The sequence below is a fragment of the Rhodococcus rhodnii NBRC 100604 genome, assembly GCF_001894925.1.
GTDB classification, from domain to species: domain Bacteria; phylum Actinomycetota; class Actinomycetes; order Mycobacteriales; family Mycobacteriaceae; genus Rhodococcus_F; species Rhodococcus_F rhodnii.
Window position 1 is genome coordinate 78,894 of the sequence record NZ_BCXD01000004.1, and the last position, 26,484, is coordinate 105,377.

The 26,484-nt window shown below is 68.7% G+C and carries 18 protein-coding genes and 1 pseudogene; 6 read left to right on the forward strand and 13 right to left on the reverse strand.

The genetic code is table 11. From position 1 onward, the window contains the following. Window positions 1-9: 9 nt before the first annotated feature. Both RR1_RS04425 and RR1_RS04430 read right to left on the reverse strand, forming a co-directional pair. Window positions 10-759, reverse strand: coding sequence for a metal ABC transporter ATP-binding protein (locus tag RR1_RS04425; RefSeq protein WP_010839318.1), 750 nt, complete (start codon window positions 757-759; stop codon window positions 10-12). Continuing rightward, entirely contained in the window at window positions 756-1,688 is a 933-nt protein-coding gene (locus RR1_RS04430) for a metal ABC transporter substrate-binding protein (RefSeq protein ID WP_010839317.1), read from the reverse strand. Before RR1_RS04430 ends, RR1_RS04425 begins: the two co-directional genes overlap by 4 nt. A 119-nt stretch (window positions 1,689-1,807) precedes the next feature. Between RR1_RS04430 and RR1_RS04435 the strand changes: the two genes are divergently transcribed. Next, entirely contained in the window at window positions 1,808-2,311 is a 504-nt protein-coding gene (locus tag RR1_RS04435) for an Rv2732c family membrane protein (protein ID WP_010839316.1), read from the forward strand. Window positions 2,312-2,399: 88 nt separating this feature from the next. On the opposite strand, the gene RR1_RS04440 is transcribed toward RR1_RS04435, so the two are convergent. The 4 genes from RR1_RS04440 to prpD form a co-directional block, all read right to left on the reverse strand. Continuing rightward, window positions 2,400-5,783 (reverse strand): pyruvate carboxylase, encoded by a 3,384-nt coding sequence (locus RR1_RS04440; RefSeq protein ID WP_010839315.1) that lies wholly within the window; start codon window positions 5,781-5,783, stop codon window positions 2,400-2,402. A 72-nt stretch (window positions 5,784-5,855) separates the two neighbouring features. Further along, entirely contained in the window at window positions 5,856-6,983 is a 1,128-nt protein-coding gene (locus RR1_RS04445) for a bifunctional 2-methylcitrate synthase/citrate synthase (protein ID WP_010839314.1), read from the reverse strand. Beyond that, complete coding sequence (gene prpB / locus RR1_RS04450) at window positions 6,980-7,897, reverse strand: methylisocitrate lyase (protein WP_010839313.1); 918 nt, start codon at window positions 7,895-7,897, stop codon at window positions 6,980-6,982. Before prpB ends, RR1_RS04445 begins: the two co-directional genes overlap by 4 nt. Further along, window positions 7,894-9,399: a 2-methylcitrate dehydratase PrpD gene (gene prpD, locus RR1_RS04455; protein ID WP_010839312.1), complete on the reverse strand. Its 1,506-nt coding sequence runs from the start codon at window positions 9,397-9,399 to the stop codon at window positions 7,894-7,896. The genes prpB and prpD overlap by 4 nt, the downstream gene beginning before the upstream one ends. Window positions 9,400-9,564: 165 nt before the next feature. Here prpD and RR1_RS04460 point away from each other — a divergent pair, with 165 nt between their 5' ends. From RR1_RS04460 to RR1_RS04470, 3 genes are all read left to right on the forward strand, one after another. After that, entirely contained in the window at window positions 9,565-11,010 is a 1,446-nt protein-coding gene (locus tag RR1_RS04460; protein ID WP_010839311.1) for a short-chain fatty acyl-CoA regulator family protein, read from the forward strand. A gap of 802 nt (window positions 11,011-11,812) precedes the next feature. After that, window positions 11,813-12,727 carry a hypothetical protein gene (locus RR1_RS21835; RefSeq protein ID WP_169847024.1) on the forward strand — a complete coding sequence of 305 codons (915 nt, stop codon included), beginning with the start codon at window positions 11,813-11,815 and terminating at the stop codon, window positions 12,725-12,727. Window positions 12,728-12,832: 105 nt separating this feature from the next. Next, entirely contained in the window at window positions 12,833-14,101 is a 1,269-nt protein-coding gene (locus RR1_RS04470; protein ID WP_010839309.1) for an MFS transporter, read from the forward strand. A 4-nt stretch (window positions 14,102-14,105) separates the two neighbouring features. Here the strand turns inward: RR1_RS04470 and RR1_RS04475 are convergent, their stop codons facing one another. From RR1_RS04475 to RR1_RS04500, 6 genes are all read right to left on the reverse strand, one after another. Next, entirely contained in the window at window positions 14,106-15,038 is a 933-nt protein-coding gene (locus RR1_RS04475; RefSeq protein ID WP_040774320.1) for an ABC transporter substrate-binding protein, read from the reverse strand. Window positions 15,039-15,218: 180 nt separating this feature from the next. Next, window positions 15,219-17,591, reverse strand: coding sequence for an FdhF/YdeP family oxidoreductase (locus RR1_RS04480; protein ID WP_010839306.1), 2,373 nt, complete (start codon window positions 17,589-17,591; stop codon window positions 15,219-15,221). Between the two features lie 89 nt (window positions 17,592-17,680). After that, window positions 17,681-18,475: an iron ABC transporter ATP-binding protein gene (locus RR1_RS04485; RefSeq protein WP_010839305.1), complete on the reverse strand. Its 795-nt coding sequence runs from the start codon at window positions 18,473-18,475 to the stop codon at window positions 17,681-17,683. After that, a complete protein-coding gene (locus tag RR1_RS04490; protein ID WP_010839304.1) occupies window positions 18,472-19,515 on the reverse strand; it encodes an iron chelate uptake ABC transporter family permease subunit in 1,044 nt (347 codons plus the stop codon). Before RR1_RS04490 ends, RR1_RS04485 begins: the two co-directional genes overlap by 4 nt. Next, window positions 19,505-20,482, reverse strand: coding sequence for an ABC transporter permease (locus RR1_RS04495; protein ID WP_010839303.1), 978 nt, complete (start codon window positions 20,480-20,482; stop codon window positions 19,505-19,507). Before RR1_RS04495 ends, RR1_RS04490 begins: the two co-directional genes overlap by 11 nt. Before the next feature lie 73 nt (window positions 20,483-20,555). Further along, window positions 20,556-21,542: a siderophore ABC transporter substrate-binding protein gene (locus RR1_RS04500; protein WP_010839302.1), complete on the reverse strand. Its 987-nt coding sequence runs from the start codon at window positions 21,540-21,542 to the stop codon at window positions 20,556-20,558. A 260-nt stretch (window positions 21,543-21,802) separates the two neighbouring features. On the opposite strand from RR1_RS04500, the gene RR1_RS04505 reads away from it, so the two are divergent. Both RR1_RS04505 and RR1_RS22785 read left to right on the forward strand, forming a co-directional pair. Continuing rightward, window positions 21,803-25,048 carry an error-prone DNA polymerase gene (locus tag RR1_RS04505; RefSeq protein WP_010839300.1) on the forward strand — a complete coding sequence of 1,082 codons (3,246 nt, stop codon included), beginning with the start codon at window positions 21,803-21,805 and terminating at the stop codon, window positions 25,046-25,048. Window positions 25,049-25,249: 201 nt separating this feature from the next. Further along, window positions 25,250-25,579, forward strand: coding sequence for a rhodanese-like domain-containing protein (locus RR1_RS22785; RefSeq protein ID WP_071990768.1), 330 nt, complete (start codon window positions 25,250-25,252; stop codon window positions 25,577-25,579). 117 nt (window positions 25,580-25,696) lie between these two features. On the opposite strand, the pseudogene RR1_RS22790 reads toward RR1_RS22785, so the two are convergent. Then, window positions 25,697-26,440, reverse strand: a pseudogene (locus RR1_RS22790) (SLAC1 family transporter); the annotation flags it as partial. Window positions 26,441-26,484: the final 44 nt, after the last annotated feature.

Consider the following 26,484-nt stretch of genomic DNA (forward strand, 5'->3'; position numbering starts at 1 on the left):
CGTCCAGGTTCACGACGCCTCGTCCAATCCGAAGGTGCGCGCGAGGATCTCGGGTCGCACGACGTCCGCCGTGGGGCCGGCGGCGATGATGCGGCCGTCGACGACGATCGCGCGGTCGGCGAGCGACGGGAGCGAATGCAGATCGTGCGTCGCGACGAGGATCGTGGCGCCGCCGGTGGCGAGATCGCGCAGCAGGGCGACGATCCCGGCCTCCGATCCCTTGTCGACGCCGGCGAACGGCTCGTCGAGCAGCAGGATGGACGCCTGCTGTGCGAGCGCCCGCGCAACGAACACGCGCTTGCGTTGCCCGCCCGACAGCTGCCCGATCTGGCGGTCGGCGAGATCACGGAGCCCGGCGAGATCCAGCGCCTCGGCCACGGCGTCGCGATCGGCGCGCCGCAACCCGCGAAACCACCGCGCGTGTCCGTAGCGTCCGGTCGCGACGACGTCGCGGACCGACAGCGGGAAGTCCCAGTCGATCCGCTCGCTCTGCGGTACGTACGCGACGACGCCGCGGCGGCGCGCGGCCGTCGTCGACCCGCCCGCGACCATGACGGTGCCGGTGGTGGGCGTCAGGACGCCGGTGATGACCTTCATGAGCGTCGACTTCCCGGCGCCGTTCGCGCCGATGAGGCCCGTGACGGTGCCGGGGGGCAGCCGCAGCGAGACGTCGCTCAGGGCGCGCACCTCGCCGTAGTCGACGGTGACGGACTCGAGTACGACGGAGTCGGGGGCGGTGGAGTCGGGGGCGGCCGTCACGACTGCGTCCCTCCCGTCAGGCCCGAGACGATCGTGTCGACGTCGTAACGAAGGAGATCGAGGTAGGTCGGGACGGGGCCGTCGGGCTCCGACAGCGAATCGACGTAGAGCGTTCCGCCGAAGCGAGCGTCGGTGGCGTCGACGACCTGCTGCATCGCGGCGTCGGACACCGTCGACTCGCAGAACACAGCGGGCACGGAGTTGTCGCGGACGACCTCGATCGCGGAGGCGACCGATGCCGGCGTCGCCTGCTGCTCGGCATTCACGGGCCACAGATAGTGCTCGGTGAGTCCGGCGTCGCGTGCGAGATACGAGAACGCGCCTTCGCACGTGACGAGGACTCGCTGTTCGGGCGGAAGCACGGCGAGCGCGTCGGTCATCTCGGTCCGGATCGTTTCGAGTTCGGCGGAGTACCGCTCGCCGCGTTCGCGATAGTCCGCTGCATTGTCGGGATCGAGTTCGGAGAAGGCCTCGACGATGTTCGCGACGTACACCTGCGTCTCGTGCGGCGACATCCACGCGTGTGGGTTCGGCTTGCCGGCAGACGTGCTCGTGCTCCCGTCGCGATCGGCGATGTCGATCGGGGTGATGCCTTCGCTCGCCACGATGCGAGGTGCGTCGACGTCGGTGAGGAACTGCTCGAACCACGCCTCGAGGCCGAGTCCGTTGTCGACGATCACGGCGGCGTCCTGGGCGCGCGCGACATCACGGGGAGTCGGATCGTAGCCGTGGACCTCGGCGCCGACGCTCGTGATCGACTCGACGCGGATGTCGTCGCCACCGACGGCCGCGGCGATGTCGGCGAGCACGGTGAACGTCGTGAGTGCAACGGGGCGGTCGTCGCGGTCCGGTGACGCGCACGCCGTCGCGACGAGCGCAGCCCCCAGAACGGCTACAAGTTTCGGATGGCCGAATTTGCTGATTCGCATGGTCGAAATGTTAGGCCGCGCGGTCGCGTGGGCACAACAAGAAGGGGTTGGATCACACTGTGGCCGGGCGTACCGTGAGTGGGTCGGCAACCAGTTCGAGTCGAATCCGAGGAGGTCTCGTGTCGGACGACGCCACCACCACGATGCTCGCGCGAGAGCACCGCGAGTTCGCGCGCATGCAGCGACGGGTCCTCGGCGAGTTCACGCTCACGCGGCGCCATCGGCTGATGCTCGCCGCGGCCGTCGCTGTCGCCGTTCTCGGATTCGTGCTCCCCGTCGTGCACACCGTCGCCGGCTGGCAGGCCTTGGTGAGCAGCGACCACGTCTCGGCGCTCGCACGGGTCTTCCTCGGATTCGGTGCGGTGTGCGGCATCGCGCTCTCGACCGCCGCGCTGGTGAGCCGACGTTGGCGCCTCGCCTGGTTCTCCGGCGCGGGATGCGCGCTCGGCTCCGTGTTCGGGATGCTCGCCTACTGGTCGCATCACAGTGCGCCGCAGTCGAGCGCGGTGCCGGACGTCAGCGCGGGCATGCTCGTCGAGTGGCTCGCGCTCATCGCGCTGACACTGTTCTGGATGCCGGTGTTGCTCCGGCGTCCTTCGTTGCTCGAACGCCACGGTCTCTGACACTCTCCCGTCACGGCAAGGGGCCCGTCACGACGAGGGCCCCCGCCCGGCGATGTGCCGAGCAGGGGCCCTTGTGTGTGTGAGGCCGTCAGGACACGACGACGAGCAGATCTCCGCCTTCGACCTGTCGGGTCCCGTCGAGTGCGACGCGCCGGACGGTGCCCGCGACGGGCGCCGTGATCGACGCTTCCATCTTCATCGCCTCGATGGTCGCGACGGCGTCGCCCGCGGCGACCTCGTCACCCTCGGCGACGGTGATCGTCACGGCACCCGCGAACGGGGCCGCGACGTGGCCGGCGTTCGAGCGGTCGGCCTTCTCCGCGACGGGAACGTCGCTCGCGATCGAGCGGTCGCGGATCGACAGCGGCCGGAGCTGACCGTTGAGGATGCACATGACGGTCCGGAAGCCGCGCTCGTCGGGCTCGCTGATCGCTTCGAGGCCGATGAGCAGCTCGACGCCCGTCTCGAGACGGACGCGATGCTCCTCGCCCTGGCGCAGGCCGTAGAAGAACTGGTTCGCCGAGAGCAGCGAGGTGTTGCCGTAGCGCTCGCGATGCGTCTCGAACTCGCGTGCCGGGGCGGGGAACAGCAGCCGGTTGAGCGTCGTGCGACGCTCGGCCGACGTGCCGGCCAGCGCCTTCTCGTCCTCGTCCGAGAGCGGTGTCTCGGGCGTCGCGTCGGCACGGCCTTCGAGGGCACGCGTCCGGAACGGCTCGGGCCAGCCGCCCGCGGGCGTCCCGAGGTCGCCGCGCAGAAAGCCGACGACCGAGTCGGGGATGTCGAACCGGCCGGGATTCTTCTCGAACTCCTCGGGCGCGACACCCGCCCCGACCAGGGCGAGCGCGAGATCGCCGACGACCTTCGACGAGGGTGTCACCTTGATGAGCCGGCCGAGCATGCGGTCGGCTGCGGCATACGAGTACTCGACCTCCTCGAAGCGATCGCCGAGACCGAGCGCGATTGCCTGCTGCCGCAGGTTCGAGAGTTGACCACCCGGGATCTCGTGCGTGTAGACGCGGCCCGTCGGGGCCGGGATGCCCGACTCGAAGGGGGAATAGACCGTCCGCAGCGCCTCCCAGTACGGCTCGAGCGCGCAGACCGCGCCCAGGTCGATTCCGGAATCGTGGTCCGTGTGGGCCGCGGCCGCGACGATCGCCGAGAGAGCAGGCTGGCTCGTCGTTCCCGCCAGCGGTGCGGCGGCTCCGTCGACAGCGTCCGCCCCCGCGTTCCACGCCGCGAGATAGGTTGCGAGCTGACCACCCGGGGTGTCGTGCGTGTGCACGTGCACGGGCAGATCGAAGTTGCTCTTGAGCGCGGTGACGAGCTTCGTCGCCGCGGCCGGGCGCAGCAGGCCCGCCATGTCCTTGATCGCGAGGACGTGCGCACCGGCATCGACGATCCGCTCGGCGAGCCGCAGGTAGTAGTCGAGGGTGTAGAGCTCCTCGGCCGGGTTCGCGAGATCACCGGTGTACGAGAGCGCGACCTCGGCGATCGTCGTGCCCGTCGCGCGCACGGCGTCGATCGCGGGACGCATCTGGTCGACGTTGTTGAGCGCGTCGAAGATGCGGAAGATGTCGATGCCCGTCGCGGCGGCCTCCGCGACGAAGGCGTCCGTCACCTGTTCGGGATACGGCGTGTAGCCCACCGTGTTCCGGCCGCGCAGCAGCATCTGGAGGCAGATGTTGGGGACGGCCTCGCGCAGCGACGCGAGCCGCTCCCACGGGTCCTCCTTGAGGAACCGCAGCGCGACGTCGTACGTTGCGCCGCCCCAGCATTCGAGCGAGAGCAGCTCGGGGGTGGTGCGTGCGACGTGACCGGCGACGGCGAGCAGACCCGACGTGCGTACACGCGTCGCGAGCAGCGACTGGTGTGCGTCGCGGAACGTCGTGTCGGTGACGGCGAGCGCCGACTGATCGCGCAGTGCCGCCGCGAATCCCTCGGGGCCGAGGGTGAGCAGACGCTGCCGCGAGCCGTCCGGCGGCGCGGCCGTGAGGTCGACGGCAGGAAGCTTGTCGTGCGGGTAGACACGCGACGGCCGGTCGCCGTGCGGCTTGTTCACGGTGACGTCGGCCAGGTATTCGAGGATCTTGGTGCCGCGATCCGCAGAGGTGCGGGCCGTGACGAGCTGCGGGCGGTCCTCGATGAACGCCGTCGTCGCCTCGCCCGCGCGGAAGTCGGGATCGTCGAGCACGGCCTGCAGGAAGCCGATGTTCGTCGAGACGCCACGGATCCGGAACTCGGTGACGGCGCGCCGCGCGCGGGCGACCGCCGTCGCGAAGTCGCGGCCACGGGCCGTGAGCTTGACGAGCATCGAGTCGAAGTGGGGCGACACCTCGGCGCCGACGCTCGACCCGCCGTCGAGACGGATACCCGCGCCACCCGGCGTCCGGTAGGCGGTGATGCGGCCGGTGTCGGGACGGAACCCGTTGCCGGGATCCTCCGTCGTGATGCGGCACTGCAGTGCGGCGCCGCGGATCGCGACCGAATCCTGGGAGAGACCGAGATCGTCGAGCGACGCCCCCGACGCGATGCGCAGCTGCGACTGCACGAGATCGACGTCGGTGATCTCCTCGGTGACGGTGTGCTCCACCTGGATTCGCGGGTTCATCTCGATGAAGACGTGGTTGCCGTCCTCGTCGAGCAGGAACTCGACGGTGCCGGCGCACGAGTAGCCGATCTGCCGTGCGAATGCGACGGCGTCGGCGCAGATCTTCTCGCTCAGTGCGGGATCGAGATTCGGGGCGGGCGCGAGTTCGATGACCTTCTGATGGCGACGCTGCACCGAGCAGTCGCGCTCGAACAGATGCATGACGTTGCCGTGGGTGTCGGCGAGGATCTGTACCTCGATGTGCCGAGGCCGGACGACCGCCTGCTCCAGGAACACCGTGGGGTCGCCGAACGCCGACTCGGCCTCACGCGACGCGGCTTCGATCGCCTCGCGCAGCTTGCCGAGTTCGGCGACCCGGCGCATGCCGCGTCCGCCGCCGCCGGCGACGGCCTTGACGAACACGGGGAACCGCATCGCCTCACCCGCCGCGACGAGTTCGTCGACGTCCGCCGACGGCGCCGAGGACTCGAGCACCGGAAGGCCCGCCTCGCGCGCCGCCGCGACGGCATGGGCCTTGTTTCCGGCGAGCTCGAGCACCTCGGCCGGCGGTCCGACGAAGGTGATGCCGGCGCGGGCGCACGCCGCCGCGAGCTCCGGATTCTCCGAGAGGAACCCGTAACCCGGGTAGATTGCGTCCGCGCCGGCCTCGACCGCGACGCGTACGACCTCGTCGACGTCGAGATACGCGCGCACCGGATGTCCCTCGACACCGATCTGGTACGCCTCGTCCGCCTTGAGCCGGTGCAGCGAGTTGCGGTCCTCGAACGGGTACACCGCCACGGTTCGCGCCCCTAGCTCGTAGGCGGCGCGGAACGCGCGAATCGCGATTTCGCCGCGATTCGCGACGAGAACTTTCTCGAACATGGGCGGTGTACCTCGCTTGGGACGGGCCTGCGGGGGGACGGGGTGACTCAGGTTACGTGACCGGTGAGCGTGTCAGGGCTTGACGGAACGCTGCGGCACGCCCACGTACTCGCTGAGCGGACGGATGAGTGCGTTCGACTCCGTCTGCTCGACGATGTGCGCGGTCCACCCGGTGATCCGGCTCATGACGAAGATGGGCGTGAAGACCTCGATGTCGAAGCCCAGCAGGTAGTACGCGGGGCCCGTGGGGAAATCGAGGTTCGGCTTGATGCCGGTCGACTTGTCCATCGTCTCTTCGAGGATCTCGTACATCTGGACCCACTTGTCGCCGTCGGTGAGAGCGGCGACGTCGAGGAACGCCTGCTTCATCGTCGGGACGCGCGAGTCGCCGCGCTTGTAGACGCGGTGACCGAAGCCCATCACCTTGTCCTTGCGGGACAGCTTGCCGAGCATCCACTCCTCCGCGCGGGCGGGATCACCGATCTCGAGCATGTCGTGCATGACGGCCTCGTTGGCACCGCCGTGCAGCGGGCCCTTGAGCGCGCCGATCGCGGCCGTGACCGCGCTGTAGATGTCCGACATCGTCGACGTCACGACGCGTGCCGCGAACGTCGAGGCGTTGAAGCTGTGCTCCGCGTAGAGGATCAGCGAGACCTCGAATGCCTTCACGAGCGCGGGCTCGGGAACCTCGCCGAAGCACATGTTGAGGAAGTTCTCGGCGAACCCGAGGTGCGAGTGCGGCGCGATGGGATCGAGGCCGCGGCGGCGGCGCACGTCGGCGGCGACGATCGTCGGCAGAATCGCCATCATGCGAAGCGATTTCGCGCGGAGCGCCGGCGTCGAGCGGTCGTCCTCCTCCGGGTCCTCGGCGCCGAGGTAGCTGATCGCGGTCCGCACGACGTCCATCGGATGACAGTTCTCGGGCAGCTTCGCGACGAGCGTGAGCAGCGAACGATCCGCGCGGCGCTGTGCGCGCTCACGCTGCTGGAACAGTTCGAGCTGGGCGTCGGTGGGGAGTTCGCCGTGCCAGAGCAGGTACGCGACCTGCTCGAAGCTGCAGTTCTCGGCGAGATCCTGCACCGCGTATCCGCGATACGTCAGCGAGTTGGTCTCCGGGACCACCTTGGAGACCGCGGTGGTGTCCACCACGACTCCCGCGAGGCCCTTGTGGATGACGGGCGCTTCCTGTGCTGCGGTCATGACTGCCGTCCTTCGATCGTGAAATTGAAGATTCCGGAATCGAATTCGTTGTACTTCTCGTAGTCGATGAGTTCGTAGAGCCGGCTGCGGTGCTGCATCTTGTCGAGCAGACCCGCCTGCGTCCCGGTCTCCGCGATCTCACGCAGGCCCGCTTCGGCGGCGAACATCGCCAGCCGCAGCGTGCTCACGGGGTAGATGACGGCGTTGAAGCCGATCGACTCGAGGGTCTGCGCCGGGATGAGCTTCGACTTGCCGAACTCGGTCATGTTCGCGAGCAGCGGAATGTCCACTGCGGCACGGAACTTCTCGAAATCGGCCTCGGTGTGCAGCGCCTCGGTGAAGATGAGGTCGGCGCCCGCGTCGGCGTAGGCCTTCGCCCGCTCGATCGCGGCGTCGATCCCCTCGATGCCCGCGGCGTCGGTGCGAGCGCACACGACGAAGTCGGGATCGCGGCGCGCCGAGACCGCCGCGTGCAGCCGGCGCACCATCTCGTCGGTGGGCACGACGGCCTTGCCGTCGAGGTGACCGCACCGCTTCGGATTGATCTGGTCCTCGAGGTGCAGTGCCGCGAGGCCCGCATCCTCCATGACCGTCACGGTGCGTGCGGCGTTCATCGGCTCGCCGAAGCCCGTGTCGGCGTCGACGAGGACGGGCAGATCGGTGACACGTGCGATCTGCTGCGCGCGTCCCGCCACCTCGGTGAGGGTCGTCAGGCCGATGTCGGGCAGTGCCAGATCGGCGGAGACGACGGCACCCGAGACGTAGACGCCCTCGAAGCCGATCTCCTGGATCAGCTTGGCCGTCAACGGATTGAACGCACCCGGCATCCGCTGGATGGTGCCGGACGTCAGGCCCGCGCGGAGTGCGCGACGCTTGTCGGAGGCGGACGTCGTCGCCGCGATGAGCCCGCTCACCGGAACAGTCCGGGGTTGGTCTTCGGGGCGCGAGCGAGAACCTCGTCGGTGACCGTGAAGGTCAGCTGGTCGAGTTCGCCTGCCTTCAGCTCGGTGGTGCGCTGCGCGGCGTCGAGGAAGCGATCCTGCTCGGCGGGCTCGATGACGCCCTCGGCGAGGATGCGGAACTTGTCGACGTACTGCTCACGCGCGAACGGGCGCGCGCCCAGCGGGTGAGCGTCGGCGACGGCGAGTTCGTCCACGATGACCTCGCCGTTCTTCAGCGTGATCTCGGCGCGAGCGCCGAACGCCTTCTCGTTCGGGTCGGTCGAGTGGTAGCGACGCGTCCACTCGGGATCCTCTTCGGTCGAGATCTTGCCCCAGAGCTCGACGGTGTCGGGACGCTGCGCACGCTCGGGGGCGTACGAGCGCTCGTGGTGCCATTCGCCGTCCTGCAGCGCGACCGCGAAGATGTACATCACGGAGTGGTCGAGCGTCTCGCGCGAGGCCTTGGGGTCGAACTTCTGCGGGTCGTTCGAGCCGGTCCCGATGACGTAGTGCGTGTGGTGGCTCGTGTGGAGGACGATCTTCTCGATCTGGTCGAGATCGCCGACGCGCTCACGCATCCGGCGCGCGAGGTCGATCGGGGCCTGGCTCTGGTACTCGGCCGAGTGCTCCTTGGTGTACGAGTCGAGGATCGCGCGCTTGGGTTCGCCCGCGCCCGGCAGCGGCACGGCGTACTCGGCCTTCGGTCCACCGAGCAGCCATGCGATGACGCCGTCCTCGCCCTCCCAGATCGGGGACGGTGCGCCTTCGCCGCGCATCGCGCGGTCGACGGCCTCGACGGCCATCTTGCCCGCGAACGCGGGGGCGTAGGCCTTCCAGCTGGAGATCTCGCCCTTGCGCGACTGACGGGTTGCCGTCGTCGTGTGCAGGGCCTGGCCGATGGCCTGGTACACGGTCTCGATGTCGAGGCCGAGCAGCGTGCCGATGCCGGCGGCGGCCGACGGGCCGAGGTGAGCGACGTGGTCGATCTTGTGCTCGTGCAGCGAGATCGCGCGCACGAGGTCGATCTGGATCTCGTAACCCGTTGCGAGACCGCGGATCAGGTCGGCGCCGCTGCGGCCGGTGTGCTGCGCGACGGCGAGGATCGGCGGGATGTTGTCGCCGGGGTGCGAGTACTCCGCGGCGAGGAAGGTGTCGTGGAAGTCGAGTTCACGCACTGCAACGCCGTTGGCCCATGCGGCCCACTCGGGGGAGAACGTGCCGCCGACACCGACGACGGTCGCGCCGGGCGAGTAGGGATGCGCGAGGGCCTGGGCGCGGGCGTTGGTGACCGGGCGGCGCGTCAGCGACGCGGCCGAGACGGCGGCGTTGTCGATGATGCGGTTGACGATCATCTCGGCGGTGTCGTCGGGAACGGCGACGGCGTCGGTCGCCACCTCGGCGACGCGCCACGCGAGGTGTTCCTCGCGCGGGAAGTTCTCGGCGGAGCGGCGGGTGCGGACGAGATGTGACTTCAACGCGGTGTCCTTCGTGTCTCGAACGGGTGTGACTCGAACTGGTCGTGCTGACCGTCCCGAAACGGGGGTTTCGGGACCTGTGATTCGCAGCCTATGCAGAATCGCGCCGAATGTGAATCCACTGGATGTGCGAAGTTCTGCGGCGTGGGACCCGGCATTTTTGCAATGTTTGCGAATGATGCAGGTCACCACTACCGTGAAGCCGTGCAGAAGATCTTCGGGGGCGCGAGACTCCGCCGACTGCGCGACGAGCGCGGTCTCACGCAGCTCGCGCTCGCGCGCCGGCTCGACCTCTCGGCGAGCTACGTCAATCAACTCGAGAACGATCAACGGCCGCTGACGTTGCCCGTGCTGCTCAAGCTCAACTCGGCGTTCGATCTCGACGCCAACTACTTCGCGGGCGACGAGGACGCGCGCCTGCTCGCCGATCTCGCCGAGGTGTTCGCGGACGAGCCGGGCGCGCCTCACGTCGGTGCGGGGGAACTCGAGGATCTCGTCGTGCGGGCGCCGACCGCCGCGCACACGCTCGTCGCGATGCACCGGCGGGTGCGGGCGATGGCCGAGCAGCTCGACCGTTTCCAGGAGGGCGAGGACGGGTACGAGGGGGAGGAGCGCGAGGACGCGGGCGCGCCGTACGAGGACGTCCGCGACTTCTTCTACGACCGCCGCAATCACATCCTCGATCTCGATCTCGCCGCCGAAGCGATGTTCGACGCCGCGGGATTCGAGATCGGTGGACTCGACCGTCAACTCGCGGAGCACCTGCGTTCGCGGTACGGCGTCACGGTCGCGATGGGCGAGGGACCCGCCAAGCGGCATTTCGACGGGCCGGCCCGGGTCCTGACGCTCGCGCGCAGATTGTCACCGGGGCAGCGTGCCTTTCAGCTCGCGACGCAACTGGCGTTCTTCACGCAGGAGGACCTGATCGAGGCGCAACTCGTCGACACCGACCTCGCGCCGCAGTCGCGAGCGCTCGCGCGGATCGGACTCGCGAACTACTTCGCGGGCGCGCTCATCCTGCCCTACGGCGAGTTCCTCTCTGCTGCGGAACAAACGAGATACGACATCGAGGTCCTCGCGTCCCGTTTCGAGGTCGGATTCGAGACGGTGGCTCATCGGCTCTCGACGTTGCAGCGCCCGGGACGGCGCGGCGTGCCGCTGTTCTTCGTACGTATCGACCGGGCGGGGAACATCTCGAAGCGCCAGTCCGCCACCGGTTTTCACTTCTCCCGGGTGGGCGGAAGCTGTCCGCTGTGGGTGGTGCACGAGGCGTTCGACTCGCCTGGTCGTATCCGGACGCAGATCTCCGCAATGCCCGACGGCCGCAGCTACTTCTGGCTCGCACGGACCACCGACGAGAGCTCGCCCGGATATCTCGCTCCGCGAAGAGATTTCGCGATCGGTCTCGGCTGCGACCTCGCGCACGCGCACCGGCTCGTGTACTCGCACGGGGTCGCGCTCGACGACCCCGACACCGCCGTCCCCATCGGTGCGGGCTGCAAGGTGTGCAGCCGCGCCGATTGTGCGCAACGCGCCTTCCCGCAACTGGGCAGATCGCTGCGGATCGACGAGAACGAGGCGTCGCGCGTGCCCTACACCCCGGCGGGGTGAGCGGAGCCGTCGCTGGTGGGCCGTGCGGCCCGGTCGTCTACCCTTGTCGCACCATCGGTGGTCGGGACAGAGGGGGTGACGGCCGGTGTACGGTCTGCAGGGAGCCGACTTCCCACGCCCCGACGCCTGGCCGCAGCGCGGTTGGCGGACGCGACGCGAGTCGATCAAGGTCGGTTTCGGGTTCGTGTTCTTCGCATTCGCAACGCTGCTCTGCCTCGCTATCGCCCTGGAGGCACTCTCGGCGGAGCCTGCAATGGCGAAGTACGCCTTCGCATTCGCAGCGATGTTCGCTTCGATAGGCGTTTTCCCGTTCTTCATGCGACCTCGGTTCACCGGAGAACTGCGGACCGAGATGTGTGAGGTGGAGGGGCTCCCGGCGACCCGTATTCGATACTCCGTCCGACCTGTGGTCGGTGTCTGTGCACTGTGTGGATCGTTCGCGCTGATGTTCGGAATGGCCACGGCGGATGCGGTGGAGGACTCCGGGTTCCCCGGCGGAATCCCGTTTCTGATCGGTCTGCTTTTCTTCGGAAGCGCGCCGTTGCTGTTCGCAGTCGGGCGTCTGCAGGTGGGGTGGATCGCGTTCAGCGATCGCGGGATTCATCAGCGAGGATGGTCGTTCGAGTCGTTCGTTCCGTGGACGTCGGTACTCGGGGCAGATGCGGTGTTCCCGGGCTACCCGGCCACGTCGGTCACAGTCCTGTTCAGGGACGACTCGGAATGGCGGCGTCGCAACACGGCCGGGTTCCTGAAGATCGACCCGCTACCGCCCGGACCCGGGATCCGGATCGATCATCGCAAGATGCGCGACGACCCGGTTCTGGTGAACGAATTCGTCGTCCGTGAGGTCGAACGACGCCGGCAGTTCCGCTTCGGCCCAGCGGGCACCGTGCCGAGTGCCGCAGCAATTCCCGTATCGCCCGCCACGTGGCCCGACACTGGACGGCCCGCCGAATGGCCGCGGCGTGGGTGGCGTACGACCCGCGACTACGTCAAGGTGACTCTCTCCATGCTGATGTTCGCTGCAGTCGCCGGAGTCTGTGTCGCCGGGGCAGTCGTCGATCTTCGAGACGGGGGCACGGCGTCGGTGAAGTACTTCGTCGCCGCGGCGGCCGTGTGCGTATCGATCTGCAGTTTCCCGTTCGTCCTGCGCCCGTGGTCCAACGGTGAACTGACCACCGAATCGTGCGAACTGGATGGACAACCTGCGACCCGCATCCGCTACTCTGCCAGGCCGCCGATCGCGCTCTGTCTCCTGTTCGGGACCTTCGTGCTGATATTCGGGATGGCTGCCATCGACTCGGCCGAGGATTCGGGGCTTCCGGGCGCGCTGCCTTTTGCGACGGCTGCGCTATTCTTCGCGAGTCTGCCGCTGTCGTTCCTGGTCGGGCGCTTGCAGGTGGGGTGGATTGCGTTCAGCGACCGGGGGATTCATCAGCGGGGATGGTCGTTCGAGTCGTTCGTTCCGTGGACCGACGTCGTGAACGCTCACGCGCTGTTCCCGGGTTACCCGATGACGATGATCACCGTGCTGGAACGGGACGGCACGGGCTGGCAACGGCGAAACACAGCGTGGTTCTGGAAGATCGACCGGTTGCCGCCGACGGCGATGATCGAGATCGACCACCGGAAAATGCGTGACGACCCCGTTCTGGTGCACGATTTCATCGTCCGGGAGGTCGAGGCGAAGCAGCAGTCCCGCCGGTGGCGCCGATAGCCACGGCGGCGAGGCGACCCGCACCGAACCACGCGGAGTGTGACAGTCCTGTCGGTTGTCTCCGGCTCGGGTTTCCACGAAGCTCACTGTGTGCACTCTGCTCAGGTGTCGAATTCCCAGCCACCCGTCCCGCCCGCGCTGCAGCGGCGGACCCTCGCTGTCCTGTCTGCGGCGCAGATCCTCGTCGGCCTCGGATCGGGGAGTGCGCTCGCACTCGGCGCCGTCGTCGGCGAGCGACTCGCGGGCACGGCGTCGGCTGCGGGCCTGCCGACGACCCTGACGACCCTCGGTGCCGCGGTCGCGGGCATCCCGCTCGCCGCGCTCGCACAGCGCCGGGGACGTCGCCCCGCACTCGGGACGGGAGCACTCGTCGCGGCCCTCGGCAGCCTGATCGTGCTGGGCGCGGTCCAGCTCGGATCGTTCGCCGTGATGCTCGTCGGAATGCTGCTGCTCGGCGCATCGACGGCCGTCGCGCTGCAGGCGCGGTTCGCCGCCGTAGACCTGTCGTCTTCCGCCCGGCGCGGTCGCGACCTGTCGCTGCTCGTGTGGACGACGCTGATCGGCAGCGTCGTGGGGCCCGCTCTGGTCGAGCCCGGCGGCGTGCTCGCCGAGCGAATCGGCCTCGAGCCGCTGGCCGGGCCCTTCGTCATCGCTGCGGTCGCGCAGCTGCTGGCTGCGGCCGTCTTGTTCGCGGCGTTGCGTCCCGATCCGCTGCTCATGGCCCGTGCAGCAGCGGGACGGACCGACGCCGGGCGTGGTGGCACCATCCGCGGCGCCGCCCGCGAACTCGCGCACCGGCCGGTCGCACTCGCGTCGGTCGTTGCGGTGGTGAGCGCCCACGCCGTGATGGTCGCCGTCATGGCGCTGACCCCCGTACACATGACGCACGCCGGCCTCTCGCTCGGTGTCGTCGGGCTCTCGATCAGTGCGCATGTCGCCGGAATGTATGCGCTGGCACCCGTTTTCGGTCTGCTGACCGACCGGCTGGGCGCGCTGCCGATCATCGTGGCGGGGCAGCTCGTGCTCACCGCGAGCTGCATCGTCGGATTCGTCGCCGCCGACTCGCACGCGGCGCTCGTGACGGCGCTGGTGTTGCTCGGCCTCGGGTGGTCGATGTCGACCGTCGCGGGTGCCGCGATGCTCACCGAACACACGTCGGACGAACTCCGCGCGGACGTCCAGGGACTCTCGGATTCGGCGATGTCGCTCGCGGGTGCGGTCGGTGGGCTGGCCGCGGGTGTCGTCGTCGGCGCGTTCGGCTATGCGACGCTCGTGCTGTCGGGTGCCGTCGTCGCGCTCGCGACGGTCGGCTGTGTGGTGCCGCTCGTGCGTCGTGGCAGCGACGCGGACGGCGGACGCGCCCGCGTCGCCTGACCGGTCAGCCCTCCTCGGCGAGGATTCGATCCAGATCGTCGAGCACGGCAGCTCCGCCGATCGGCCCGACTCCGCTGATCCAGTATGCCGCGTCGACGAGGTGCAGGTTCGGGAAGAACTGCTCGTTGCTCGTGATGGCGGCCGGCATCGTCGAGGGATCGTCGGGCGTGTTGCTCGTGACGACGACGAGGTCGGCCTGCGCCTCGCCTGCGAGTTCGGGGGAGAGGTCGACCGAGATCGAGTCCTCCCAGTCGCGCGGCGGAATCGTGAATCCCGCGCACTCGAGCGTGTTGCCCGCGAAGGAGACCGGACCGTACAGCGTGAGCATGTCGTCGCGAGGCCGCACGAGTTGTGCGGTGCGGTCGGACGTCTCGTGGGTCGCCTCGATCTCGGCACACCGCTCGTCGTACTCGGCGAGCACCGTGGATCCGGCATCCGGCTGGCCGAGTGCCCGAGCGACGAAGTCGACGTTGTCACGCCAGGGATCGGCCTGCGAGTCCATGAACGCCGTCGGGGCGATGGCGGCCAGGCTGTCGTACAGCTCGGCGTGCCGCGACTCGGTGCCGAGGATGAGATCGGGTGCGAGCGCGGCGATCTGCTCGAGATTCGGTTGCGGCACGGTTCCGATCACCTCGACCGCCTCGCCTTCCTCACCCAGGTACGGCGGAACGCCGACGGCTTCGCTCGCGACCGCGGCACCCACCGGAACGACGCCCAGTGCGATGGAAGTGTCCAACTGCACCGGTTCGAGGACGACGACCCGCTCCGGCGCGGCGGGAACGTCGAGCGTTCCGCGTGCGTGCTCGACCGAGTACGACGCCGCGGCGGCGGTGGTGTCCGGTTCGGCGTCCGACGAGCATGCCGTCGTGGCTGCGAGGGCGGCGGCGATCGCCGCCCCCGTGAGCGCGCGCACCGCTGCCCGCGTACGTGTCTGCATGAGGTTGGGCTCCTCGTGTCGGTGTCGATTCGACGAGCCAACCTACGTCATATGTCCGGTTCGTTGGGATGCCTCCTGCCGTTCTGCACCCCGAACGGCGTTCTGCACCCCTATCGGGCATCCGAAAGGGGTGCAGAACGCGAAAAGGGGTGCAGAACCGCCTGCAGTGACGGCGAGCGCTCAGGAGAGGTAGTGGGGCTGGGGTTCGGACTTGTGTGTCCAGTCCCAACCCACCTCCTTCTGGTGGCCGCCGAGGTGCGTGTCGCGGACCGTCCCCGCCGGCTCGAAGCGCACGACGATCGACTTCGACGTCGGGCAGTTGCTCTTGCGCGCCGTCGAATCCAGAGGCACGAGAGGATTCGTCTCGGGATAGTAGGCGGCCGCGGTGCCGCGCGGGACGTCGTACTCGACGAGCCTGAAATCCGTTGCGTACCGGACGGTGTCGTCGTCGTCCCACTTGCTGACGATGTCCACGTGCGAGCCGTTGTCGTACCCCAGCGCCGCGATGTCGTCGCGGTGCATGAAGACGACGCGACGACCACCCTCGATGCCGCGATACCGGTCCGACAGTCCGTAGATCGTGGTGTTGAACTGATCGTGACTGCGCAACGTCTGCAGCACGACGTGTCCCTCGGGAACATCGAGCATCTCGATCGGCGACACCTCGAAATTGGCGAGGCCCGTGTCGGTTTCGAACGTGCGCGAGTCACGCGGCGGATGCGGCAGGATGAAGCCGCCCGGCCTGCGGACGTTCACCTCGTACCCCTCGCACCCCGGCACGACCTTCGAGATGTGGTGGCGCACCTTCGTGTAGTCGTCACGCATTCCGATCCAGTCGATCCCGTAGCGGTCGCCGAGCGTCGCGTGGGCGATCTGCGTGACGATCGCGGTCTCGGACTCCAGATGCGGGCTCGCCGGCTCGAGCGGACCGCGTGACGCGTGGACGGCGCACTCGGTGTCCTCGACCGTGATGAACTGCTCGCCACTCGCCTGGACGTCCTTCTCGGTGCGGCCCCTCGTCGGCAGGATGAGTGCCGTCTCGCCCGTGACCAGATGCGAGCGATTGAGTTTCGTCGAGACCTGCACCGACAGTCTGGTCTTCTGCATCGCCGCCGCCGTGATGCGCGAATCCGGTGTCGCGTCGACGAAGTTGCCGCCGAGCCCCATGAAGAAGTGGGCCTTGCCGTCGCGCATCGCGCGGATCGAGTCGACGGTGTCGTGACCGTGCTCGCGGGGCGGTTCGAAGCCGAACTCGTCCCGGATCGAGTCGAGGAAGGCCTGTGGCGGCCGCTCCCAGATCCCCATCGTGCGGTCGCCCTGCACGTTCGAGTGCCCGCGCAGCGGCAGCAGTCCGGCGCCGGGCTTGCCGATGTTGCCCTGCGCGAACGCGACGTTGCAGATCTCCTTGATGATCGCGACCGAATTGCGGTGCTGCGTCAGCCCCATCGCCCAGCAGAAGACCGTCGCCTTCGAGGCGCGGAACATCTCTGCGGCACGGGTGATCTCGGCGCGCGTGAGCCCGGTCGACTCCTCGACGACGGCCCAGTCCACCTGCGTGACGTGATCGCGCCACTCGTCGAAGCCCTGCGTGTAGGTGCCGATGAAGTCGTGATCGAGCGCGTCCCACTCGACGAGCAGCGACCCGATCGCCTGCATGAGAGCGAGATCGCCACGCGGCTTGATCTGCAGATGGAAATCGGTGATGTCGGTGCCGCGGCCCAGGACGCCGGCGGGCGTCTGTGGGTTCTGGAAGTGCAGCAGGCCCGCCTCGCGCAGCGGATTGATCGACAGGATCTTCGCGCCCGCCTTCTTGGCGTCCTCGAGGTGGGTGAGCATCCGTGGGTGATTGGTGCCGGGATTGTGGCCCTGCAGGACGATGAGCTCGGCCTTGTGGACGTCGTCGAGGACGACGCTGGCCTTGCCGATGCCGATCGATTCGGCGAGTGCGACCGACGTCGACTCGTGGCACATGTTGGAGCAGTCCGGCAGGTTGTTGGTGCCGAAGGCCCGCGCGAACAACTGATACGCGAACGCGGCCTCGTTGGACGCACGTCCCGACGTGTAGAAGATCGCCTCGTCCGGCGAATCGAGCGAGTTCAGCTCGACGGCGATCAGCGCGTAGGCCTCTTGCCAGCCGATCGGCTCGTAGTGCGACGAGCCCGCGCGCTTGATCATCGGATGGGTGATGCGACCCTGCTGATTGAGCCACAGGTCGCTGTGCCCGGCGAGCTCCTCGACCGAGTGCTGCGCGAAGAACTCCGGCGTCACGCGATCGCGGGTCGCCTCGTCCGCGACGGCCTTGGCGCCGTTCTCGCAGAACTCGGCGGGGTGCCGCTCGCCGGGGTCGGGGTCGGGCCACGCGCAGCTCATGCAGTCGTAGCCGTGCACCTTGTTCAGTTCGAGCAGCGTCTCTCCGGTGCGCTTCAGGCCCATCCGCTCGATGCCCCGCTTCATCGAGACGGCGACGGCCGTGACGCCGGCGGCCTTGGTCTTGGGCGGCTTCACCTCGAGGTCGGCCTCGTCGTACTCGGGTTGCTCGCTCGGCTTCATCATCTCGCTGCAGCCTCTCGGCTCGGGGACGTCGCGTACTTCGAGAGTAGGCACAATCGCCGGGCTGCGTGGGACAACGAGGCCGGGCGTGCTCAGCCCGCGGGTTCGCTCTCGAGCTCCGCGGCGACGGGGCGGTAATAGACCGCCAGCGGGCCGTGCGGGCTGTCGATGCACGTCACGGGGGTGTCGAACACCCGCGTGAGGACCTCGTCGACGACGATCTCCTCGGGCGTCCCGAACTCGACGACCTTGCCGTCCTTCACCGCGCAGATCCGGTCCGCGTACTGGGCTGCGAAGTTGATGTCGTGCAGGACGATGACGATCGTCCTGCCGAGTTCGTCGGCGGCCCTGCGCAGATGCTGCATCATCTGCACCGAGTGCAACATGTCGAGATTGTTCAGCGGCTCGTCGAGCAGGACGTAGTCGGTCTGCTGGCACAGCACCATCGCGACGTACGCGCGCTGGCGCTGCCCGCCCGACAGCTGATCGAGATAGCGGTGCTGCAGGTCGGAGAGCCCGAAGAACTCGATCGCCTCGGTGACGATCGCCTCGTCGGCGCGCGTGATCCGGCCCTTGGAGTACGGGAACCGGCCGAACCCGACGAGCTGACGCACCGTCAGGCGCGTGACGAAGTGGTTCTCCTGCCGCAGGATCGAGACGATTCGGGCGAGGTCCTTCGACGGCGTGCGCGTGACGTCGTGACCGGCGATCTCGATCGTGCCCGCGTCGGCACCCATGAGCCGGCCGATCATCGTCAGCAGCGTCGACTTGCCCGCGCCGTTCGGTCCGACGAGGGCGGTGATTCCGCCCGCGGGGATCTGCAGGTTCACCGGGCCGATCGCGACGTCGGTGCTGTAGTCCTTGCGTACGCCGTCGAGTTCGATCACAGTCTGCCCTTTCGCAGGATGACGTAGAGGAACACCGAGCCGCCGACGGCCTCGACGATGATCGACACCGCACCCTCGGCGTAGAAGACGTGCTCGAGCACGAAGTACGCGCCGGCGAGCACGACGAACCCGGTCAACGCCGCGACGGGGAAGACGAATCGGTGATCGTGGGTGCCCGCGAACTGGTACGCGAGCGTCGCGACGAGGAAGCCGAGGAAGGTCATCGGACCGATGAGCGCAGTCGACGTCGCCATGAGGATCGACACGAGGAACAGCACGATCATGACCTCGGCGCGGTGGTGCAGGCCGAGGTTCGTCGCGGCGTCCTTGCCGAGTGCGACGACGTCGAGCCGGCGGGCCCGAATCCACAGCAGCGCCGACGCGACGATGCACAGCGGGATGGCGATCGGCAGGTAGTCGACGTGGGCGTTGGAGATCGATCCGAACAGCCACGCCGTGAGGACGTCGAAGTCGCTCGGCGTGAGCAGCCGCTGCATGAAGGTCGACACCGACCCGAGACCGCCGCCGATGACGATGCCGACGAGCAGCATCACCTGCATGTTGCCGTAGCGCCCCGACAGCAACCAGCCGTAGAGGGCGAGCGCGAGCCCGACCATGAGAACGACCTGCAGCAAGAACTGTGGAACACCCTGCAGCGCGACCACTCCGGCGGCACCGAGGAAGTAGACCGAGCCCGTCGAGATCGCGACGTACAGCGCCTCGAACCCCATGATCGACGGCGTGATGATGCGGTTGTTCGTGACGGTCTGGAACGCGACCGTCGCGAGCGCCTGGCACGTGACGACGACGGCGATGACGACGATGCTCGTCGCACGCAACTCGACGATCCGCCAGAAACCCGTGGTGCCGAACGGAAGTGGGTTGTCCCAGGTGAGCAATCCGACGGCGAGTGCGGCGGAGACGACACCGAGGACGGTGAGCAGGATCCAGTAGCGACGCCGCGACCGGTCGTCCCGGAAGGCGCCCGACTGCGGGGCCGGGGCGGTATCGGTGCCGGTGCGGTTCGTGTCAGCGAGCATGACGGCGGCTCCGCAGGAGAAGCGCGACGAACACGATCGCGCCGACGACGCCGAGGATGAGCGAGACCGGCACCTCGAACGGCGCGATGATGGTGCGCCCCACCAGATCGCAGACCGTCACGATCGCGATGCCCAGCAGGCACACCCACGGCAGGTTGCTGCGCAGATCGTCACCACGGAAGAGCGAGACGATGTTCGGCACGATCAGGCCGAGGAACGGAAGATTGCCCACGACGACGGTGACGACGCCCGTCGCGATCGCGACGAGGCCCGTGCCGAGCAGGATGAGCCGGTTGTAGTTCAGCCCGACGTTCGTCGCGACGTCCTCGCCGAGGCCGGCGACCGTCAACCGGTCGGCCACGACGAACACGACGACGGCGACGATCGCGACGATCCACAGGACCTCGTACTGCCCGCGCAGCACCGACGTGAAGCTGCCGGCGAACCGCACTCCGAGGCTCTGAAGCGTGTCGGTGGACAGCGCGATGTAGGTCGTGATCGAGCCGACGACGGCGCCGAGCATGATGCCGACGATCGGGACGATCAGCGACGAGGACAGCGTGACCCGGCGCAGGAACAGAAAGAAGATCATCGTGCCGACGAAGGCGGCGACGATCGCACCGACCATGCGGGGCATCAGGCCCGCACCGGGAATGAGCACCATCGTCGCGATGAGACCGAGGCCGGCCCATTCCGTCGTGCCGGCGGTCGTCGGTTCGACGAAGCGGTTCTGCGTCAGCAACTGCATGACGAGCCCGCACATCGCCATCGCGGCGCCGGCGAGCACGAGAGCGACGGTGCGCGGAATCCGGGTGATGGAGAACATCTCTCGGCCCTGGTCGCCGCCGAAGATGTCGTAGACCCCGGTGAACAGGGAGAGGACGAGAAGAACGCCCACGCCGAGGACACCGAGCAGCAGTGGCCAGGTGAACAGTCGTGCGCGTGGGCGGGTCGTCGTGGCTGTCATTCTCGTGCTTTCACGTGGAGCCGGATGCCGCCGTGCGTTCTGCCACACAGGACGAACGCACGGCGGCGACGTGTCAGGACTTCTTGCTCTCCAGCAGGTCGGCGAGCGAGTCGAAGAACTCCGTGTACGTCTGGATGCTCTCGTTGGTGTAGGTGTCGGCGGGCAGGTAGATCACGTTGCCCTCACGCACGGCACCGACACCCTGGAGTGCCTCCGAGCCGGCGATGACGTCGGCCGCGGGGACGAAGCCGTCGGCGCGGCCCGTCGCGGTTCCGGCGTCACGGTCCATCGCGATGATGAGATCGGGGTTCGACGCGGCGATCGCCTCGACCGAGATGTCGTCGCCCTGATGGTTGTTCGAGCCGTCGGTGACCTCGAGTGCGGGGGTCAGACCGAAGATGTCGAACATCGGGCCGATCGTGCGGCCGGTGGACGGCGTGACGTAGCCGATCTCGCCGCCCGAGGTGATGAGGCCCATGACCGACATCTCGGGGTCGTACGCGGCCTTCACGCGCTCGATCGATGCTTCGAACGCGGCGTTGAGTTCCGCTGCCTCGGCCTGCTTGCCGAAGATCTCGCCGAGGACGGTCGTGCCGCGCTCGAGCTCGGACACGAGCGGCTGATCGTCGCGCGGCGAGACGTCGACGATGGCGGCGTCGGGGACGAGCCGCTCGAAGTCGCCGTGGTACTGCGCGAACCGGCCGCCGTTGATCACGAGATCGGGATCGGCCGCGACGATGGCCTCGAGGTTCGGTTCGCGGTGGTTACCGAGATCGACGATCGCGTCGTTGCTCTCGTAGGAGATCGTGTCGGGCATCAGCGAGACCGCGGCGGCGGAGAGTTCGACGCCCCACGAGTCGAGTGTCTCGAACGTGCTGTTGTCGGTCGCGACGACCGAACGCGGCGGGACGGCGACCGTCTGCTCACCGAAGTTGTCGGTGACGGTCACGGTCTCGGTGCCGGTCGCCTCGGTCTCGGTGGACGCGTTCGAGCAGGCTGCGAGCAGGGCGACGGCGATCGCGCCGACCGCGACGCCACGAGTGGTGCGGAGGAGTGTCATCGGATCCTTTTCTGCTACCGGGAGGCCCTGGCGTCGTGTACATGTCCGGGGCTATCAGAGCGGAGCCTAACCTAAGCTCAGTAGGACGTATTAGGCGGTATGTCCCGTGATGTCCGTTATTCGGATCGGTGCATGTGAGATATCACGACGCGGTCGCCTCGGGTGCGCGCTCGAGTTTGCTCTCGGGGTCGCACTCGAGTCACACTCGAACGCGAGTTCGATTCGACTGCTGGTGTTCAACTGCTGGTGAGAGTGTGGCCATGGGATTCGGCATCGGACCGCCGACGTGGGCGGAAATGGAGCGGGTGCTCTCGGGCCGCCCGAACCGGCGCGACGAGGAGGCGCCCGGCGACGGCGGTGACAGCCCCGCGTGGTCGCGCACCCGCGCCGGGTACGACGCCGACGTCCCCCGCGGGACCTCGGCCGTCCCGTACGCCGAACTCCACGCGCACTCGGCGTTCAGTTTCCTGGACGGCGCCTCGCCGCCCGAGGACCTCGTCGAGGAAGCCGCACGGCTGGGCCTCGAAGCGCTCGCCCTCACCGATCACGACGGCCTCTACGGCGTCGTCCGGTTCGCGGAAGCCGCCCGCGCGCTCGGCGTCCCCACGGTGTTCGGCTCCGAACTGACCCTCGACGACGAGCATCTGCTCGTTCTCGCGCGGGGGCAGGAGGGATACCGCCGGCTGTCGCGGCAGCTCGCGGCGGGCCACCTCGCGGGCGGCGAGAAGGGGGTGCTGCGCTACGACCTCGACACCCTCGCCGACGCCGCGGACGGGCACTGGCAGATCCTCACCGGATGCCGCAAGGGCAGCGTGCGCCGTGCCCTGGACCGCGGCGGGGAGTCCGCCGCGGAGGCGGCGCTGCGCGCGTTGATCGACAGGTTCGGGCGCGCGCGGGTCACCGTCGAACTCACGCATCACGGCGTCGCCGAGGACGCCGAGCGAAACGCCGCGCTCGCCGCGCTCGCGGACCGGCTCGGCATCGGCGTCATCGCCTCCACCGCAGCACATTTCGCTCGTCCCGAACGCGGCCGGCTCGCGATGGCGATGGCGGCCGTCGGCGCCAGGTCGAGTCTCGACGACGCCGCGGGCGCGCTCGCCCCCACGGGCGGCGCGCATCTGCGCTCGGGCGACGAGATGGCGCGGCTGTTCGCGGCCCGCCCCGACGCCGTGACGGCGGCGGCCGAACTCGGCCGCGAGTGTGCGTTCGACCTGCAGCTGATCGCGCCGAAGCTCCCGCCGTTCGACGTTCCGTCCGGGCACACCGAGGCGAGCTGGCTGCGCCACGTCACGGCGGCCGGCGCCCACGATCGCTACGGGCCGCCGCGCGGCAATCCCGAGGCCTACGCTCAGATCGAGCACGAGCTGGGCATCATCGAGCGGCTCGAGTTCCCGGGCTACTTCCTCGTCGTCCACGACATCGTCCGGTTCTGCAAGGACAACGACATCCTCTGTCAGGGAAGGGGTTCCGCAGCGAACTCGGCGGTCTGCTACGCGATCGGGATCACCAACGTCGATCCCGTGCGGAGCAAGCTGCTCTTCGAGCGGTTCCTCGCACCCGAGCGCGACGGCCCACCTGACATCGACATCGACATCGAGTCGGACCGCCGCGAGGAGGCGATCCAGTACGTCTATCGCCGATACGGGCGCGACCACGCCGCGCAGGTCGCCAACGTCGTGACGTACCGCGGCAAGTCGTCCGTCCGCGACATGGCACGCGCACTCGGATACTCGCAGGGGCAGCAGGACGCCTGGAGCAAGCAGGTGAGCCGGTGGACGGGGATCGGGGAGGAGACCGGCACCGACATTCCCCCACCAGTCCTCGAGCTCGCCGCCCAGATCGAGGGTCTGCCACGGCATCTCGGTATCCACTCGGGTGGAATGGTCATCTGCGACCGGCCCATCGCCGACGTGTGCCCCGTCGAATGGGCGCGGATGGAGGGCCGCAGCGTCCTGCAGTGGGACAAGGACGACTGTGCGGTCGTCGGGCTCGTGAAGTTCGATCTGCTCGGCCTCGGCATGCTCTCCGCGCTGCACTACATGATCGATCTCGCCGCCGAACACAAGGACCTGACGGTCGATCTCGCCCGGCTCGATCTCGCCGAAGCGGGCGTCTACGAGATGCTCCAGCGCGGCGATTCGGTCGGGGTCTTCCAGGTCGAGTCCCGCGCGCAGATGGCGACCCTCCCGCGCTTGAAGCCCCGCACATTCTACGACCTCGTGGTCGAGGTCGCGCTCATCCGCCCCGGCCCGATCCAGGGTGGCTCGGTGCACCCGTACATCCGGCGGCGCAACGGTGCCGAGGCCGTCACCTACGACCATCCGGCGCTGGCGCCCGCGCTCGAACGCACACTCGGCATCCCGCTGTTCCAGGAACAGCTCATGCAGATCGCGGTCGACGTCGCGGGATTCACGGCGTCCGAGGCCGACCAGTTGCGGCGCGCGATGGGCTCCAAGCGCAGCGCCGAGAAGATGGCTCGGCTGCGCGCCCGGTTCTACCGGGGGATGTCCGAGCTGCACGGGATCGAGGGCGAGGTCGCCGACCGGATCTACGAGAAGATGGCCGCGTTCGCGAACTTCGGCTTCCCCGAGAGTCATTCGCAGTCGTTCGCCTCGCTCGTGTTCTATTCGTCGTGGTTCAAGCTGCACCACCCCGCGATCTTCTGCGCAGGTCTGTTGCGCGCGCAGCCGATGGGGTTCTATTCGCCGCAGTCGCTCGTCGCCGACGCGCGCCGTCACGGCGTCACGGTCCACGGCGTGGACGTCAATCGTTCGCTCGTGGCCGCGACCGTCGAGAACCACGGCCTCGAGGTGCGGCTCGGGCTGGGCGAGGTGCGCAGCATCGGCGAACGGCTCGCCCAGCGGATCGTCGACGCCCGTGAGCGCGGCGGACCGTACACGTCCTTTCCCGATCTCACGGGCCGCGTCGAACTGACCGTGCCGCAGGCCGAAGCCCTCGCGACGGCGGGAGCGTTCGCCTCGCTCGGGCTCACGCGCCGCGACGCCCTGTGGGCGGCGGGCGCGGCAGCAGGGGAGCGGGCCGGCAGGCTTCCCGGGCTCGGCGCGAGGACGCAGGCGCCCGCGCTGCCGGGGATGAGCGATCTCGAGATGGCGGCCGCCGACGTGTGGGCGACCGGCGTCTCGCCCGACAGCTATCCCACCGAGTTCCTCCGCGAACAGCTGACCGAACTCGGCGTCGTCCCGGCGAACCGGCTGCTCGCGCTCGAGGACGGCACGAGAGTGCTCGTGGGCGGCGCCGTCACCCACCGGCAGCGTCCGGCGACGGCCGCGGGTGTGACGTTCGTCAATCTCGAGGACGAGACGGGCATGGTCAACGTGGTCTGTTCGGTGGGGTTGTGGGCGAAATACCGCAGGATCGCGAACAGTGCACCGGCCCTCCTGGTACGAGGAAAGGTGCAGAACGCCGAGGGTGCGGTCACCGTCGTCGCGGATCGGCTGCAGGTGATGGATCTGCGAATGCGCAGCTCGTCGCGCAATTTTCGCTGATCCGAACGCCGAAGCCCCTCGTCTCGGAGGACGGAAATCTCGAGCAGTGACCACAGTCTTTCCGAATCCACGGAACAGGGGTGGTGCGCGGATGAACAAAGGCGTACCGTCGCTCGGGTTGTCAGGTGAACAGCCTGTGAAATTCGACCCCGAGAGACCACAGGTACGAGGTGCGTTGTGCGTATCGCGAAACCGAAAACCATGAAGACCGAGTGCGACCTGAAGAACCTGGAGGCAGCCCTGACCTCAGGGGCCCCGGTCGTCGACGTTCGGGAGACCGACGAGTACTGCCAGGTCAGGATCCCCGGCGTGACGTCGATCCCGCTCAGTGAGTTCGTCACTCGTGTCCACGAGATCCCCGAGGCGGAGACGGTGTACGTCGTCTGCGGTGTCGGTGGGCGCAGCAGCCAGGCTGCCCGCTATCTCGAAGCGCAGGGTATCCATGCCGTATCCGTCTGCGGCGGAACGACGGCATGGATCCAGTCCGGCCGTCCGGTCGAGACCGGCGCGACGAGCACCGCGATGGCCTGACCGGGCCGGACGCACCGCGGCCGCCCCGGCTCGCACCGTCGTTGCCAGGACGGCTCGCACCGTCGCTGCGGCGACGGTGGCCCACGCGGCGCAGAGCGCGATCCACACTCCCGTCCCCACGACGTGCAGCCAGCTCCAGCCGGTTGCGGTCGCGGCGGCGTGCGCACCCACCGCGCACGTCCCCAGCGGGAACGTGAAACTCCACCACGCGGCGGAGTAGGGCAGCCCGCGGTAGGCCGTCGCCACCGTGATCGCGGCCAGGCTCGCGACGGCCCCCGCCGCGACGGTGCCCGCCACGATCGTGAACCCTGCCGCCACACCACGGGGCGCGAGATGGCTCACCGCGGCGATCGACTGGCCCACCACGCCCAGTGGAATCCACAACGCCGGACGGGCGATCGGCGCCGGCAGCCCGTCCGACAGCAGCCTCCCGAGCACGCCGCGCCCCACCGTCGCCACGCCCGCGGCCGCGGCGATCGCGAATCCCGCGCACACGACGCTCGCCGCATCCCGCAGCGTTCCCGGGGCGAGGCCCTGTGCCATCGCCCCGCCGGTCGCGGCGGACACCATCGGCGGCACGACGGCGAGCAGTGCGGCAGGGGAGTCGCACGTACGCTGCGCGATCGACTGCCGGATCAGGGCGACGCTCCACGTCACGACGCCCAGCATCGTTCCCGCGCACCACAGCGCATCCGCAACCCAGGCGCCGCCGAGGCCCGTCGCGTGCAGGGCCGCGCTCACGGCGGTCGTTCCCATCGCGACGGTTCCGACGAATGCGAACGTCGCGGGATCGCGCAGTTCGGCGGCGATACCGCGCGGGTCGGCGGCGCACCGATACGCGAGGGCGCCGGTGAGCGCCACGAGCAGCGTCGCGGCGCCGGCGGCGGCGCCGGCCGCGACGGCCC

Coding starts and splice junctions, on each gene's coding strand:
- RR1_RS04495 (WP_010839303.1), bottom strand. CDS start 20,482: ATGACAGCCACGACGACCCGCCCACGCGCACGACTGTTCACCTGGCCA.
- RR1_RS04475 (WP_040774320.1), bottom strand. CDS start 15,038: ATGCAGACACGTACGCGGGCAGCGGTGCGCGCGCTCACGGGGGCGGCG.
- RR1_RS04490 (WP_010839304.1), bottom strand. CDS start 19,515: ATGCTCGCTGACACGAACCGCACCGGCACCGATACCGCCCCGGCCCCG.
- RR1_RS22785 (WP_071990768.1), top strand. CDS start 25,250: ATGAAGACCGAGTGCGACCTGAAGAACCTGGAGGCAGCCCTGACCTCA.
- RR1_RS04500 (WP_010839302.1), bottom strand. CDS start 21,542: ATGACACTCCTCCGCACCACTCGTGGCGTCGCGGTCGGCGCGATCGCC.
- RR1_RS04460 (WP_010839311.1), top strand. CDS start 9,565: ATGTTTGCGAATGATGCAGGTCACCACTACCGTGAAGCCGTGCAGAAG.
- RR1_RS04440 (WP_010839315.1), bottom strand. CDS start 5,783: ATGTTCGAGAAAGTTCTCGTCGCGAATCGCGGCGAAATCGCGATTCGC.
- RR1_RS04445 (WP_010839314.1), bottom strand. CDS start 6,983: ATGACCGCAGCACAGGAAGCGCCCGTCATCCACAAGGGCCTCGCGGGA.
- RR1_RS04430 (WP_010839317.1), bottom strand. CDS start 1,688: ATGCGAATCAGCAAATTCGGCCATCCGAAACTTGTAGCCGTTCTGGGG.
- RR1_RS04480 (WP_010839306.1), bottom strand. CDS start 17,591: ATGATGAAGCCGAGCGAGCAACCCGAGTACGACGAGGCCGACCTCGAG.
- RR1_RS04505 (WP_010839300.1), top strand. CDS start 21,803: ATGGGATTCGGCATCGGACCGCCGACGTGGGCGGAAATGGAGCGGGTG.
- RR1_RS21835 (WP_169847024.1), top strand. CDS start 11,813: ATGCGCGACGACCCGGTTCTGGTGAACGAATTCGTCGTCCGTGAGGTC.